Here is a 13412-nt window from a genome sequence, read left to right on the forward strand (position 1 = left end):
AATAATGAATCTTTTTGAAAATCAACAGGGTGAGCAATCAGCAGCAAGCTTTCACTGGATCAATAAACCTGAATCCTGGGGATTTGACGGTGACGGCAAGCTGACAATAATCGCACCGCCTCTGGCAGATTTCTTCCACGACCCGAAGGGAGGAAATGCGAGGGAATCAGCTCCTTACCTTTACACCGTTCTGAAGGGCGATTTTACGGTATCGACCCGGGTCGAGGTGGACATGATTGAAGATTTCGATTCCGCATGCATCATGTTCATGGTCGATGACCAAAACTGGGCAAAGCTGTGTTTTGAATATCCCAATAAAATTCCGACCATGGTAAGTGTAGTGACGAAAGGTACTTCGGACGACTGCAATTCGGAGACAGTAAGCGTGAAGAAGCCATATCTCAGAGCAACCCGGTTCGGGAATTGTTTTGCCTTCTCCTATTCAACTGATGGAAACTACTGGACTCTGGTCAGATATTTCTATATGGATGCTCCCGCGGAAATCAAGGTTGGAGTAGCGGCGCAGTCGCCTGCTGGCAATGGCTGCAGAACATCCTTTGATTACCTCGAATATTCCCCTGTTCCGGTAACAAATTTAAGATCCGGGGAATGAATCAGGTTTTATGGAGATGAATGACACTGGCAAGCCGAATTTTCCTGCTTCAAGGGAAATTCGGCTTGTTGTGCTTCCATCCGCAACCTGTGTGCCGCCGCTACGTATTGCTTTGTGTGAAGGAGGCACGGCAATCGTGTTGGGAACCTTTAAGGGCTTATATGAAGCTTGGATTGACCATCCCGAACGGGAAGGGAAGCTGCTTCACGGAGGCAAATATCGGATTTGCCGGTTTCTCGGGATGGGAAGCTACGGGCTGACCTACTTGTGTCATGATGTGGAGTCGGGTGAGAAGATTGCAGTCAAGCAAGCCAGACCGAGCAAGGGGCAATTGGGCCGGGAGCTCCTGCGCCGCGAGATTGAGATTATGGGACAACTGGGGCATCCGGCCATTCCGGGCTGCCTCTCATCATTCGTCCATAAAAGGCGGCTGTACATGGTGACCGAATATGTGAAGGGGCGGACTGTGGAAGATTTGATTTTTGAGAAGGGAGCGGTCTTCCAGGAAAGCGAGGCGCTTGGCTTCATTCGCAGATTGATGGAGATTGTGTGCTTTATTCACAGGAAAGGAATTGTCCATCTGGACATCCGGATTCCCAATGTCATGCTGCAGGGGGAACAGATCCGCCTCATTGATTTTGGTCTGGCCTCGCGCTTGTCGGAGCCGTCCCGTGTGGAGCCAGGAGCGGATGAGGAAACAAGGCTGAGAAGAACCGCTGATGTGACGAGCGATCTGTACGCCATAGGCCATTTTTTGCTTTTTATGCTGTATTCCGCCTATGAACCGGACGAACCGGACAAGGATTCTGCAGCCGGATGGGAGGAGGAGCTGAGCATATCGGCAAAGACCAAGCAGATGATCCGTAAGCTGCTCCAAATCGATCAGCCCTATGCGGATGCCCCAGCGTTTATGCGGGAATTGGATGATTCGTTGATGATACAAGATGAAACGGCTGCGCCGTCGTGAAACTTATACATTCTATAAGGATAGAAAAAAAGCCGCTTAGCGCGGCTTTGCATCAGGAGCTGGATCTTTTGTATCTGTTTTTGTAATAGCCTTGACCCTGATTTTTGTGTCCGTAACCAGATTGGTGGCCGGATGAGTAGGAGCGGCCGCCATGGCGGTTCGTTCCACTGCTGCTGTTATAGTGTTGGTTGTGTCTGGAATGGTGAACGGAACCAAAGATTTTACTAAGCAAACGCCTGAGCATTTCTCATTCCTCCTTTGGTTTTTGTAAAATATAACAAAGTATAAGCTTCTGTCTACTTTGGCTATATTTTTTTGAAGTGAGGAAACTTGCTTCGGCCGTCAGAGGAAGGCGAAAGCCGTTTCTTCTTGAAATATCAGCAGGTATAAAAGTTGTCATATCCTTATCTGATATTTTTGAGAAAGAAACTAACGATGCCGCCAGAGGACGGCGAAGCCGTTTCTTCTTACACTTTACGAAATAAAAGACGAGTGGTTTCGAAAGTATACGCCCAAAATGGACGATAACTTCAACCGCTGCATGTATTCAAGGGGGTAATCCTTAAGATGAGTCCGGATTGGATGAAGGCGGATGATCCGCTCCAATGTATAACGGTGACCGGAAGCGAGCGGAATGATATGGTTGTTATTTCCGGCTATTCGGAAGGCCTTCACTGCATTGGGGTAGGGACGGATGCGGCAGTATTCACGTATGAGCCTGCGCCGGGATTTGCATATAAAGTGTATTCGGATCTGGCGCTGGAGAAGAAAGCGGCCGAGAGGCATGTATACGAACGGCTTGAGGGGATCCCCTATTTTCCCCAGTATTACGGGGAGGGCAGGAACTACCTGGTGATCAGCCATGAACCGGGCGTCACGCTGCAGGATTGTCTGCTGCAGGGCATTCCGGTGCCGGAGCAAGTTATTCAGGATGTGGAGGAGGCGCGCGCAGAGGTGCGCCGCCGCGGATTGAACCCGCGCGACATTCACTTGAAGAATGTCATCCTGCAGAACGGGCGCGGCAAAGTGCTGGATGTATCCGAATATGTACTGGAGGGCGACGACAAGCGCTGGGAGCACCTGGTGTGGGCATACCGCGTCTGTTATTCAGGCTTTGAAGGCAAGAAAATTCCGGCCTGGCTGCTTGATGCGATCAAGAACGGATACGCCAGACTGGATCAGGCAAACCTTAGCCTTGACGATTTCGCGCAGCGAATCAGCCAGCTGTTTTCCAAATTTCTGAAATAAGTCCGGGAAATTACGGGAGCTGGTTCTCAGTTCCGTAAGAAATCAAGTATCCATGTATGGCAGGCAATGCAAATGCAAAGCCGCAGCCCATAATGAATATCGTGCGGGGGACCGGCTGAACATGCCAAACAAAACGAGCCCTTCGGAGTTTGTCCCAGGCTCGTTTTGTTTGTTCCGGGAATTCCCGCCATTCCAATTCCGTTATTTTCCCGACAGCCGGTTCTCCAGACGAAGCTTCCTCTGCAGTATGCCGAGAATGATATCCGCCACAATGGCAAGCAGAGCGGCAGGTATCGCTCCGGCAAATATCCGCAGCGGATTTTGGCCGTTAAGGCCGGCATATATTTCGCGTCCCAAGCCTTCGCCGCCGATCAGCGGCGCGATGGTCACGACCCCGATGGCGATGACTGCGGCAATTCTGAGTCCGCTCATGATATAAACGAGCGAGAGCGGCAGCCGTACCTTGAGCAGGATTTGCAAGGCGCTCATGCCGACGCCCTGTCCGGCTTCCACATAGCTCGGATTGACCTGCTTCATGCCGACATAAGTATTGCGCACGATCGGGTTGAGCGAATAGAGGAACAAGCCCACAATGACGGTATCCGATCCCAGGCCAAGCCAAAGCATCAGGAGCACAAGCATCGCCAGGCTGGGCAGAACCTGAAGAACTTTGGTTACCGTAAGTACAATTCTCGCCAGAATCTCGTTTCTGGCGCATAACACGCCGAGCGGAACGCCGACGACGAAAGCGAGCCCTACCCCTGTCAGCACCATGCTGATATGCTGAAGCAGATATTCCCACAGCAAACCGATATTGCGTCCCATATAATCAAGCAGATCGACGATGGTCAAGTGGTTGTCTTCCATGTCAGTTCCCCCTATTTCAGCAGACCGGTCTGTTTCAGGTATGCCAGCGCGACTTCGCGTTCGCTTTTTTTCTCGATGTCCATCTGGTAGTTCAAATCGATCATCTTCTGCACGCTGAGAGTGCCGATGAGAACAGACACGGCTTCTACCACATCAGGATGCTTTTCGGCCAAATCATTGCGCATAATGGTTGATGCGTCGTACGGCGGGAAAAACTGCTTGTCGTCCGCAAGCGTCTGCAGGTTGTAATATTTCAGATGCGGATCGGTGGAATACGCCAGAACGATGTCTACCTGATTATTCGCTGCCGCCTGATAAACGAGACTTTGCTCCATTGGGAAAGTACTCCCGAACTTGAAGCCGTAGGTTCTGGTAAAGCTTCCGTAGCCGTCCTCGTCACGCTCCAGCCATGTGGTGTCGACGCCGAGGCGGAGTTTGGAGGCATCCGGGCCGACGTCGGATATTTTCTCATACCCTTTCTCATCGGCCAGCTTTTTGGAGACCGTGAACGCATAAGTGTTTTCGAATCCGAGCGGATCGAGCCACTTGAAATGAAAATATTTGTCAAAGCCCTGCTTGGCCTGCTCCAGGACCTTCGCACGGTCCTTCGTCTGCTCGATCGGAAAATGATTATTGAAAATTTCCCCCGTGTACAAAGTAGCCATCTGCAGCTCGTTTCGTTTCATCGCCTGTATGACGACAGGGCTCGCTGCCAAATCGGGTATGACCTCGGCACTGAGATCAGTGCGGTCTTCAATTAGCGCCTTATACATCTCCGCCAGGATCTTGGCTTCCGAGTAGGTCTGCGCGCCGATAACGACCGTATTGCGGTTTGTGCACGCGCTTGCCAGCGTACCCAGAAGAAGCAGGCAGGCCAAGGCTGCGGACGCTCTTGCTATTCTCATTTGCCATACTCCCTTCACACCGTTATCCGCTCCGTTGACCGGTAGCGCTTCGTCAGCCATTTCTCCAATAGCCCCAGCAGCACATCGGCGACGAGCGCAAGCAGGATCGCCCCAAGCGCACCGGTCACGATCAGCTCCGGTTTGTTGACGCCGAGGCCCGATACGATCAGCTGGCCGAGACCTCCGGCGCCGATAAGGGTAGCGAGCGTCGCCCAGCTGATGATATATACCGTCGTTACCCGGATTCCCGACATGATGTAAGGCAGCGACAACGGCAGTTGAATGCTCAAAACGCGTTGAAGCGTGCCATAGCCCATCCCCCGGGCCGATTCGAGGACGTTTGGATCGACGGAATGAAAACCGTCATAGGTGTTGCGGAGAATCGGCATGATCGCATAAAGCAGCAGGGCAAAGACCGCAGGCTTCGTACCGATACCCATCAGCGGGATCAGGATGGCCAGCAGGGCCAGGCTTGGCACCGTCTGCAGAATGTTGGCGATGAAGAAAACGATGCTGTTGATCCACGAAATCCTGTTATAAACAAGCACGATGCCGAGCGGTATGGCGACTACACTTCCCAGGGCGACGGCAAGCGCCGAAATAGTTAGATGCTCCTGTAAGGCAGTGGCAATTTGAGCCCATCTCTCATCGAAAAAAGCGATCAAGTCGTTCACCTGTTATACCTCCTCTAGCGGCGATTCGGCGGCTTCCTGAAGATAACCGTCAGCCAGATGGCGCACGACGCTGCCCCTTGTGATCAGGCCCGCCAAACGGTTGTTTTCGTCCACAACCGCAAGGTTGGACAGCTGGTGACGGCTGAGCAGCTCGACGGCAGCGGGCAGCGGAGTTCCCGTACGGACAGAGTACAGCACAGGCTGCATGACATCGGACACTGTCTTGTTCTCCTCGCCGTATTGATCGAGCACGCGGTAAATGGAGACAATGCCCTGCAGCCGGTTATCCCTGTCCACGATAAAGAGGGAGTCAACCCTGCGCCGTTCCATCACGGTGATGGCTTCGGCCAGCCCGCGTTTGGGCAGCGCCGTCACCGGTCTTGTGACCATCACCTCGTCGACAAGCGGGATTTCATTCATACTCTCGGCTTGGAGCCGCTTTTGGCCGATAAAGGAACGGACGAAGTCGTTTGCCGGATGGCGGAGAATGGCTTCCGGCTTGCCGGTCTGAACCACTTCGCCATCCTTCATCAGAACGATGGTATCGGCTATTTTAATCGCTTCATCCATATCATGCGTGACAAAAATAATCGTCTTGTGCAGCTCCTGCTGGAGCCGGACGAGCTCGTCCTGCAGCTGCTCGCGGCTGATCGGGTCGAGCGCGCTGAACGGCTCATCCATCAGAATGACGTCGGGATCGGCAGCGAGCGCGCGGATAACGCCGATCCGCTGCTGCTGCCCGCCGCTCAGCTCCGACGGGTAGCGTTCCCGGTACACTTCCGGCGGCAGCCCGACAAGCTCAAGAAGCTCATCCACACGCCGGTTGATTCTAGCGGTGTCCCATTTATTCAGCCGGGGGACGACGGCAACATTCCTGCCTATCGTCATATGCGGGAACAGCCCGATGCTCTGGATGACATATCCGATACTGCGGCGCAGCTGCACGGGATCAATTCCCTTTACATCCTGCCCGTTGATCAGCACCGAGCCGCTGGAAGGGGCGATGAGGCGGTTGATCAGCTTCATCGTCGTCGATTTGCCGCAGCCGCTCGGACCGATCAGAACCGAAATTTCTCCTTTTTGAAACTCCAGATTAATATTTTTGAGGGCTTGAAAATCATCGTCGTATACCTTGTGAATATTTTTCAGAATAATCATGCTGTTCCCACCTTTCCTAAAATTTAGCATTTCCATTTCCGTATATTTTTACCCGGAATCCTTACATTCAGATTAAACGGCTCCGAATTTCATTTTGAGGCGCCAAATCATGCTGTATAATGGTTGCAAACAACATGGTGAGGGAGTTATGGATAATGGAAATTCGGGTGCTGGAGCCAGCAGATGCAGAAATCTACCGTGAGCTGAGGCTCAATTCCTTAGTGGAAAGTCCGGAATCATTTTTAACCACATATGAAATCGAGGGAGAAAAGCCCATTGAACAAACCCGGCAAAGGCTTCAGGCTGCGGATGGCATATTTACGTTGGGCGCATTTAAGAATCACAATCTGATCGGGGTTGTCACCTTTGTGCGGGAAAGCCATATAAAAACAGCCCATAAGGGAAATGTTTACGCGATGTATGTCTCGCCTGAATATCGCGGGCAAGGAATCGGCAAGGCCTTGGTGAACGAACTACTTAGAAAGGCGAAAAACTGCGACGGTCTGGAGCAAGTTAATTTAACCGTGAATTCATCCAATACGCAGGCAAAAAGGATGTATGAATCAATAGGATTTGATACATACGGAACGGAAAGGAATGCCTCAAAATGGAAGGGGCAATATTGGGATGAGGATTTGATGGTGATCAAATTTGACGGCCATTGATCCGGATAAACTGACAAGAACAAAGAGATTGGAAATGACAGTTGGCAAAAGACGCGGATCCCCTGTGGTCCGCGTCTTTTGCTTCGAAAATAATGATTTTCAGAGCTGGGAAATGAAGTGCCATTCTCCCGAAAAAGGAAAAAAGAAGTCTTTTCCATTTTCATAGACCCTTACATGAACTTAAGCAAACCTTAACACGCGCTACATATCGACAAGATAAGCTTGATTACAGGACGGAATGAGAGGAGAGAAACAGCTATGACGCTTACTTACATTAATCAAGAAGCGCGCAAGCGCAAGCCATTGTCCCCGGAGCCGGTTATCGATGAGACAGCGGTCGTCCAGCGCAGCCGTCTGGGAGAGTGGACAGCTGTCGGCGCAAGAAGCCGCATGATGGAGAGCACGATGGATGACTACAGCTACTGCGTAGATGAGGCGATTATCCATTACGCCGAAATCGGCAAATTCTGTAATATCGCCTCCCATGTCTGCATCAATCCGGGCAACCATCCGATGTGGCGCGTTACGCTGCACCATGCGACCTACCGCCGCGTTTCCTACGGCTTCGCCGAGACGGACGACGAGCAGTTCTTCGACTGGCGCCGCTCGCATCCTGTCCATATTGGCCATGATGTGTGGATCGGCCACGGCGCCACGATCATGCCCGGCGTCACCATCGGCAATGGCGCAGTGGTCGGATCGGGGGCGGTTGTGACGAAGGATGTACCGGCGTTCACAATTGTTGCGGGCGTTCCCGCCAAGCCTATCCGCGAGCGTTTTCCGAAGGAAATTGTTGAAAAATTGGAGCGAATCGCCTGGTGGGACTGGACTAGAGAACAGCTGGAGGAGCGCTTTGCCGACTTTTATGACCTCGAACAATTTCTCGGAAAATATGCATCTTCATAAAAACGATATAAACATTTAACATTCACATGATGTTTACAAGTTAGGTTCAATGAAACAAGTCGTATCAAAAGGAGGTGAAACGCCAATCATGCAACGATTCGTTAAGCAGCAGGTTCCCGAATACCAGATCATTGCCGACAAGCTGTTCGCGGAAATTCAGGCCGGCCAATACCGCGAAGAGGGCAGGATGCCTTCCGAGCAGGTGCTCTGCAAGAGATTCCGCGCCAACCGTTATACGATCCGCCAGTCGCTTGATCTGCTCGTTCATACCGGAGTCCTGCGTCCGCATCAGGGAAAAGGCTACTTCCTGTGCGAGAAACCGCTGGATATTCAATATACGATTACTCCGGCGATGCGCTTCTCCGACGTTATCCGCCAGCTTGGCCGCCGTCCGGAAGCGCAGCTGCTGAACCGCGAATGGATGGCAGCACCGGCGGTTGTTGCCGAGGGACTTGATCTGCAGGAGGGAGATCCGGTATACCGCTTGCAAATATTGCGGCTTGCGGACGATGTGCCGCTCTCATGGAATGAAACATGGCTGCCGGCCGCTTATTTCCCGGAGCTGCTGGAGACGCTCGCCAATATGACTTCTTTGTATTACTTGCTGGAGCAGCAGTATGGCATGCAGCTTTTCCGCATTTGCTCCTCATTCCATTCGGGGAACCCGACCTTGGCTGAAGCCGGCATGCTGCAAATTTCGCCCAACACAAGCATCCTTCATATCGAAAGCGTCATGAGAGATCAGCACGGCCGCCGGGTCGAATTGACCTCCGCCAAATATCGCGGCGATTTATGCAAGGTATCGATACAGTTTGAAGAGTAAGAATTGGTCCAAAAATTCGGAGGTGCTTATAAAGTGAAAAAGCGTTATACGAATATTTTTCTGACTATTCTGACAATTACGTCCATTTTATTGATGATTGCCGGCTGCGGCAAGGCCGATTCCACGGCAGATGCTGCAAACAGCGGCGGTCAGAACGCGGCGCCTGCTGCAGAAGACAGCAAGAAGGACTGGCCGGAGGTACTTCGTCTGGGCGTGCTCCCCGGCGAGGAAGAAGGCAAATTGTCGCGGGGCAACAAGCAGTTTGCCGAGGATATGGGCAAAGCGCTAGGCATCAAGACGGAGCTGTATGTGGGCGAGGATTACACGGCGGTTATTGAAGCGATGCGCACGAAAAAAATCGATATCGCCGGATTCGGCCCGTTCTCGTACATCATTGCCGCCGAGCGCAGCGGCGCGATTCCATTCGCCGTGAAGGCTCTCAGCAAGGAATCAGCGTTCTATCACAGCCAGATCGTGGTTCCCGCTAATTCCCCGGCAAAGTCAATCGCGGATCTGAAAGGCAAGACGTTCCTGTTTGCCGACGCGGCATCGACCTCGGGCCATCTGTTCCCGCGGATGATGATGATTAAAGAGCTTGGCATTACCAATGATCAGGTTGAATCCTATTTCTCCAATGTATCGTTCTCCGGTGGTCACGACAAATCGATTATTGCCATTGCCAAAGGACAAGCCGATGGCGCTGGCGTATGCGATACCTGTATTCAACGCGTTGTCGACGCAGGCTTGGTCAAGGCGACGGACTACCGCGTCATCGGGACATCCGATCCGATTCCAGGCTCTCCGCTTGCGTATCGCGGCGATCTGCCGGCTGATCTGGTGCAGAAGATCAAAGACTTTGTGTTCGGCTATGACAAACAGAATCCGGATTTCTTCAAGGACAGCAACACCACTGCCTATTTCCCGGTGGATGACTCGGACTACCAGGTTGTCAAGGATACGGCAAAGGCGCTGAATATGAGCCCTGAAGAGCTGCTGAAATAAGATGAGGTCTGGGCTTGGCGGCGGAATTTAGTCTCACTTTAAAAAGGTTCAGATTTGACGGCTTGGCTTGATCGATCTGGGCTTTTAAAAAAGGGCGGTGTGCGAAAGAATGTCTTCTTTACTGGAAATCAAAGAGCTGAGCAAGGTATATGCGGACGGAACGGCCGCGCTGAAGAGCGTCAGCTTCTCCGTAAGCAGTGGAGAGTTCGTGGCCATTATCGGTCCAAGCGGCGCCGGCAAAAGCACGCTGCTGCGCTGCATCAACCGGCTGGTCAAGCCAAGCGGGGGCGCGATCCGGTTCCAGGATATCGACGCCGCCGGGGCAACCCGCCGGCAGGTGCGTAATTTGCGGCGCCAGACGGGAATGATCTTTCAAGGCTACAATCTGATCGAGCGGGTTACGGTGCTGCGCAATGTGCTGCACGGACGGCTCGGCTATATGAACGCGGTCAGCGGATCGCTTGGCCTCTTCTCCAGGAAGGACGTGGAGGATGCCAAAGCGATTCTGCACCGGCTCGGCCTGTCGCAACAGATCTACAAGCGGGCCGACGAGCTTAGCGGCGGACAGCAGCAGCGGGTCGGCATCGCCCGGGCGCTGTCGCAGAAGCCGCAGCTTATATTGGCCGACGAGCCGATTGCAAGCCTTGATCCGGTGACGTCCAAGACGATCATGGAGCATCTGAGCGCGATTTGCCGGGAGGACGGCATCACCTGTATCGTAAACCTCCATCAGGTAGAGATCGCCCGCGATTACGCGACAAGAATTATCGGCATCCACAAGGGCGAGGTCGTGTTCGACGGTGCTCCTTCCGCACTGACGGAGGATGTGATTCACCGCATTTACGGCGCTGCGCCGGATCGGAGGGAGCAGGATGGAGAAGCGCTTGCTCGAGCTTAGACGCCAAAAGAAGCTGCAGACGCTGATAGCCCTCGCTATTGGTCTGGTGCTTGTGATCGGCTCGGCCGTGCGCACCCAATTTACAGCGTTTACGCTGTTCGAAGGGATCGGCGAAATGTTCAAGTTCGTTTTCAACGACTTTTTGCCGCCTGATCTTTCGACACTGCATGAACTGCTCGGTCCTGCGCTCGATACGATATATATGAGCTATATCGGCATGGTTATCGGTGCGGTAATCTCGCTTGTGCTCGCTTTTCTGGCTGCGCAGACGACTTCGCCGCATCGCGGCATTCAGGTGGCGACGCGGGCTTTCGCCTCGGTCATGCGCAATATTCCGACTTTGATCTGGGCCATCGTGCTTGTCGCCGCCTACGGGCTGGGTACGCTCGTAGGCACAATGGCGCTTATTATTACGGCTATCGGCACGCTGACGAGGGCCTACGCCGAAATCCTGGAAGAGATCGATATGGGCCAGGTGGAGGCGGTGCGCGCGACGGGCGCCTCGTATTTTCAAGTGCTGTCGCAGGCGGTATTTCCGCAGTTTTTCCCCGGTTTCATCGCCTGGTCGCTGTACAAGCTGGAGCTTAACGTGCGGTCCTCGACGATCATCGGCATGGTTGGGGGCGGCGGACTGGGCTTTGTCATTCAGAAGGGACTGAAGCTGTTTCAGTTCAAGGAAGTGAGTCTGGCTATCATCCTGGTGCTGCTTCTTGTGGCCGGTACGGAATTTGTGACCAGTAAAATCAGGGAGAGGATCATATGAATACGGAATATGTGACAGGACCGAAGCTGCTGGAACGGGAAGGACGGCTGGCTTCGCAGCAGGAAAGCAAGCCAACGCGCAAGAAACGCGATCCCGTGCTGGTAGCGGCGGCAGTGTTCGGCGCAGTGTTCTTCGTCTTCTGTCTGGTGCAGATGAATTTCGACTACTCGCTGCTGATGCATGGGACGGGCAAGCTGTTCTCGCTTCTTGGCCAAATGTTCCCGCCCAACGCGGCAGACTGGAATTATGTACTCGCAGCGGCGTTGGAGTCGCTGGAGATTGCGCTGGTCGGTACGGCGCTCGCAGTCGTTCTGGCGTTCTTCCTGTCTTTTGCCGCAGCGGCCAATGTGTCGCCGCGCACAGCGTGGGCGGTCAAGGGCGCGGCCTCGCTCATCCGGGCGATTCCGACGCTGGTCTGGGCGCTCCTGTACATCGTCGCCGTTGGCATGGGACCGCTCCCGGGCATTCTGGCAATCGGGACCCATGCGGTCGGGATGCTGGTGAAAATGTTCGCGCAGTCGATCGAAGAGGTCAATCCCGGCGTCATCGAGGCGCTTGAGGCGACAGGAGCGGGGAAGCTGCAAATCATCGCCCAGGGCATTCTGCCGAGTGTTGCGACTTCGTTCGTGGCGTGGAGCGTGTTCCGGCTGGAAATCGATATCGGGGAGTCGACGATTCTTGGAGCGGTGGGAGCCGGCGGGATCGGCTTTGAAATCGCCAATGCGATGCGGATGTACGAATTCGACAAAACCTTTTTTGCGGCGCTGGTCATCTTCGTGATGGTATTCAGCGTGGAATGGCTGAGCAATCGGATGAAACTGAACGTCAAGTAGGAGAGTGGGGAGCAGGCATGAAAAAATCACAAATCACCCGCATTTTGATCGAGGGCTCGGCGCAGCTGCCGGAGAAGCTGGCTAAGTCCGTGGAGGAGCGCTACGCGGTTGCCGTCGTGAAGACGCCGGAGAACAGCCTGGTGCTGGCCAAAGCGCGCGATTCGGTCTCGCAGGAGCCGTTTTACCTGACAGAGGTGCTGGTGACGGAATGCACGGTGTCGATCGAGGGTACGTTCGGCTACGGTATTCTGATGGGCGACCGCCCTGAGCTGGCTTATGATCTGGCGATCGTGGATGCGGCGTTCAACAAGCAGCTGCCGGAAACGGAAGGCTGGGAGGCGCTGCTGCTGGAAGAGGAGCGGGCGCTATTGGACCGCCGGCTGCGCGAGCAGGAGCTGGCCATGGCCACGAAGGTGCAATTTGAGACGATGGAGGAATCGTATGATCGCGCAAAATGAGACGCTGTTCGATCCCGTTCATGATACGCAGCAGCTGTACCGCGAGCTGCTGGACGCATTTGCCGAACCCGGCAAGGTGAAGAAGGCCGCGCGGCTGACGGCCGGCGAGGCGGAGCTGAAGCCCGGCAGCCGCATGCTCGCTGCGCTCGCGCTGACATTGCTGGACAGCGAGGTGCGCTTCGCGGTGGACAATGACGACGCGCAGCAATCGAGCGCTTTTATCCGCATGCATACTTTTGCAAGGGCGGTGCTGCCTGCCGAAGCCGATTACCTATTCGCTGACGGACGCGGTGCGCTGCCTGACTGGACAGCCCATGTCATGCTCGGCACGCTTCTGGAGCCGGAGCATGGAGCCACACTGTTTCTGCAGGTGGATGAACTGGCGGAGGATGAAGGAAACGGGCATGCCGCCGATATGCAGGTGCTTACGCTGTCCGGACCTGGCGTGCCGGGAGAACGGAAGATGCTTGCCGCCGGGCTTGCAGCAGAGTGGCTGGAGCAGCGCCGGCTGTGGAATGACGAGTACCCGCTTGGAGCCGACGTGGTGCTGTACACGGAATCGGGCAAGCTTGCCGCGCTGCCGCGGACGACGAAAGTCATATAAGGAAAGTTCCGATATGGGAGGTTGAGAC

General features: G+C 54.0%; 16 protein-coding genes. 12 read left to right on the forward strand and 4 right to left on the reverse strand.

Annotated features, from left to right (window positions below; translation table 11 throughout):
• Positions 1–4: 4 nt before the first annotated feature.
• The 3 genes from AC0YNV_RS05075 to AC0YNV_RS05085 all read left to right on the forward strand — a co-directional run bounded on the left by AC0YNV_RS05075 (position 5) and on the right by AC0YNV_RS05085 (position 2828).
• On the forward strand, positions 5–613 hold the full coding sequence (locus AC0YNV_RS05075) for a DUF1349 domain-containing protein (RefSeq protein WP_475766369.1): 609 nt from the start codon (positions 5–7) through the stop codon (positions 611–613).
• Between the two features lie 136 nt (positions 614–749).
• Entirely contained in the window at positions 750–1580 is an 831-nt protein-coding gene (locus AC0YNV_RS05080) for a serine/threonine protein kinase (RefSeq protein WP_475766370.1), read from the forward strand.
• A 567-nt stretch (positions 1581–2147) separates the two neighbouring features.
• Positions 2148–2828 carry a serine/threonine protein kinase gene (locus AC0YNV_RS05085; protein WP_475766372.1) on the forward strand — a complete coding sequence of 227 codons (681 nt, stop codon included), beginning with the start codon at positions 2148–2150 and terminating at the stop codon, positions 2826–2828.
• A 201-nt stretch (positions 2829–3029) separates the two neighbouring features.
• On the opposite strand, the gene AC0YNV_RS05090 is transcribed toward AC0YNV_RS05085, so the two are convergent.
• The 4 genes from AC0YNV_RS05090 to AC0YNV_RS05105 are packed head-to-tail and all read right to left on the reverse strand — an operon-like array spanning position 3030 to position 6432.
• Positions 3030–3695, reverse strand: a complete 666-nt coding sequence (locus AC0YNV_RS05090) for an ABC transporter permease (protein ID WP_475766373.1) — start codon at positions 3693–3695, stop codon at positions 3030–3032.
• A gap of 11 nt (positions 3696–3706) precedes the next feature.
• Positions 3707–4600: a glycine betaine ABC transporter substrate-binding protein gene (locus AC0YNV_RS05095; protein ID WP_475766375.1), complete on the reverse strand. Its 894-nt coding sequence runs from the start codon at positions 4598–4600 to the stop codon at positions 3707–3709.
• 14 nt (positions 4601–4614) lie between these two features.
• A complete protein-coding gene (locus AC0YNV_RS05100; protein ID WP_475766377.1) occupies positions 4615–5274 on the reverse strand; it encodes an ABC transporter permease in 660 nt (219 codons plus the stop codon).
• Between the two features lie 3 nt (positions 5275–5277).
• Complete coding sequence (locus AC0YNV_RS05105; RefSeq protein ID WP_475766378.1) at positions 5278–6432, reverse strand: ABC transporter ATP-binding protein; 1155 nt, start codon at positions 6430–6432, stop codon at positions 5278–5280.
• A 155-nt stretch (positions 6433–6587) separates the two neighbouring features.
• Between AC0YNV_RS05105 and AC0YNV_RS05110 the strand changes: the two genes are divergently transcribed.
• The 9 genes from AC0YNV_RS05110 (at position 6588) to phnH (ending at position 13384) form a co-directional block, all read left to right on the forward strand.
• Entirely contained in the window at positions 6588–7097 is a 510-nt protein-coding gene (locus AC0YNV_RS05110; protein ID WP_475766379.1) for an N-acetyltransferase family protein, read from the forward strand.
• 258 nt (positions 7098–7355) lie between these two features.
• A complete protein-coding gene (locus tag AC0YNV_RS05115; protein ID WP_475766381.1) occupies positions 7356–8003 on the forward strand; it encodes a DapH/DapD/GlmU-related protein in 648 nt (215 codons plus the stop codon).
• 88 nt (positions 8004–8091) lie between these two features.
• A complete protein-coding gene (gene phnF, locus AC0YNV_RS05120) occupies positions 8092–8826 on the forward strand; it encodes a phosphonate metabolism transcriptional regulator PhnF (RefSeq protein WP_475766382.1) in 735 nt (244 codons plus the stop codon).
• Positions 8827–8859: 33 nt separating this feature from the next.
• Positions 8860–9828: a phosphate/phosphite/phosphonate ABC transporter substrate-binding protein gene (phnD, locus tag AC0YNV_RS05125; RefSeq protein ID WP_379113640.1), complete on the forward strand. Its 969-nt coding sequence runs from the start codon at positions 8860–8862 to the stop codon at positions 9826–9828.
• A 109-nt stretch (positions 9829–9937) separates the two neighbouring features.
• Positions 9938–10726 (forward strand): phosphonate ABC transporter ATP-binding protein, encoded by a 789-nt coding sequence (phnC, locus tag AC0YNV_RS05130; protein ID WP_475766383.1) that lies wholly within the window; start codon positions 9938–9940, stop codon positions 10724–10726.
• Positions 10701–11489, forward strand: a complete 789-nt coding sequence (gene phnE / locus AC0YNV_RS05135) for a phosphonate ABC transporter, permease protein PhnE (protein ID WP_475766385.1) — start codon at positions 10701–10703, stop codon at positions 11487–11489. Before phnC ends, phnE (AC0YNV_RS05135) begins: the two co-directional genes overlap by 26 nt.
• Positions 11486–12322 (forward strand): phosphonate ABC transporter, permease protein PhnE, encoded by an 837-nt coding sequence (phnE, locus tag AC0YNV_RS05140; RefSeq protein WP_475766386.1) that lies wholly within the window; start codon positions 11486–11488, stop codon positions 12320–12322. Before phnE (AC0YNV_RS05135) ends, phnE (AC0YNV_RS05140) begins: the two co-directional genes overlap by 4 nt.
• Before the next feature lie 17 nt (positions 12323–12339).
• Positions 12340–12780 carry a phosphonate C-P lyase system protein PhnG gene (gene phnG / locus AC0YNV_RS05145; RefSeq protein ID WP_475766388.1) on the forward strand — a complete coding sequence of 147 codons (441 nt, stop codon included), beginning with the start codon at positions 12340–12342 and terminating at the stop codon, positions 12778–12780.
• Positions 12764–13384, forward strand: a complete 621-nt coding sequence (gene phnH / locus AC0YNV_RS05150) for a phosphonate C-P lyase system protein PhnH (protein ID WP_475766390.1) — start codon at positions 12764–12766, stop codon at positions 13382–13384. The genes phnG and phnH overlap by 17 nt, the downstream gene beginning before the upstream one ends.
• Positions 13385–13412: the final 28 nt, after the last annotated feature.

It is taken from the genome of Paenibacillus sp. JT31N11 (assembly GCF_056269285.1).

Bases quoted from the DNA above. Each gene is read 5' to 3' on its own strand.
- AC0YNV_RS05075 (WP_475766369.1), top strand. From the start codon at position 5: ATGAATCTTTTTGAAAATCAACAGGGTGAGCAATCAGCAGCAAGCTTT.
- AC0YNV_RS05085 (WP_475766372.1), top strand. From the start codon at position 2,148: ATGAGTCCGGATTGGATGAAGGCGGATGATCCGCTCCAATGTATAACG.
- AC0YNV_RS05090 (WP_475766373.1), bottom strand. From the start codon at position 3,695: ATGGAAGACAACCACTTGACCATCGTCGATCTGCTTGATTATATGGGA.
- AC0YNV_RS05095 (WP_475766375.1), bottom strand. From the start codon at position 4,600: ATGAGAATAGCAAGAGCGTCCGCAGCCTTGGCCTGCCTGCTTCTTCTG.
- AC0YNV_RS05105 (WP_475766378.1), bottom strand. From the start codon at position 6,432: ATGATTATTCTGAAAAATATTCACAAGGTATACGACGATGATTTTCAA.
- AC0YNV_RS05110 (WP_475766379.1), top strand. From the start codon at position 6,588: ATGGAAATTCGGGTGCTGGAGCCAGCAGATGCAGAAATCTACCGTGAG.
- AC0YNV_RS05115 (WP_475766381.1), top strand. From the start codon at position 7,356: ATGACGCTTACTTACATTAATCAAGAAGCGCGCAAGCGCAAGCCATTG.
- phnF (WP_475766382.1), top strand. From the start codon at position 8,092: ATGCAACGATTCGTTAAGCAGCAGGTTCCCGAATACCAGATCATTGCC.
- phnC (WP_475766383.1), top strand. From the start codon at position 9,938: ATGTCTTCTTTACTGGAAATCAAAGAGCTGAGCAAGGTATATGCGGAC.
- phnE (WP_475766385.1), top strand. From the start codon at position 10,701: ATGGAGAAGCGCTTGCTCGAGCTTAGACGCCAAAAGAAGCTGCAGACG.
- phnE (WP_475766386.1), top strand. From the start codon at position 11,486: ATGAATACGGAATATGTGACAGGACCGAAGCTGCTGGAACGGGAAGGA.
- phnG (WP_475766388.1), top strand. From the start codon at position 12,340: ATGAAAAAATCACAAATCACCCGCATTTTGATCGAGGGCTCGGCGCAG.
- phnH (WP_475766390.1), top strand. From the start codon at position 12,764: ATGATCGCGCAAAATGAGACGCTGTTCGATCCCGTTCATGATACGCAG.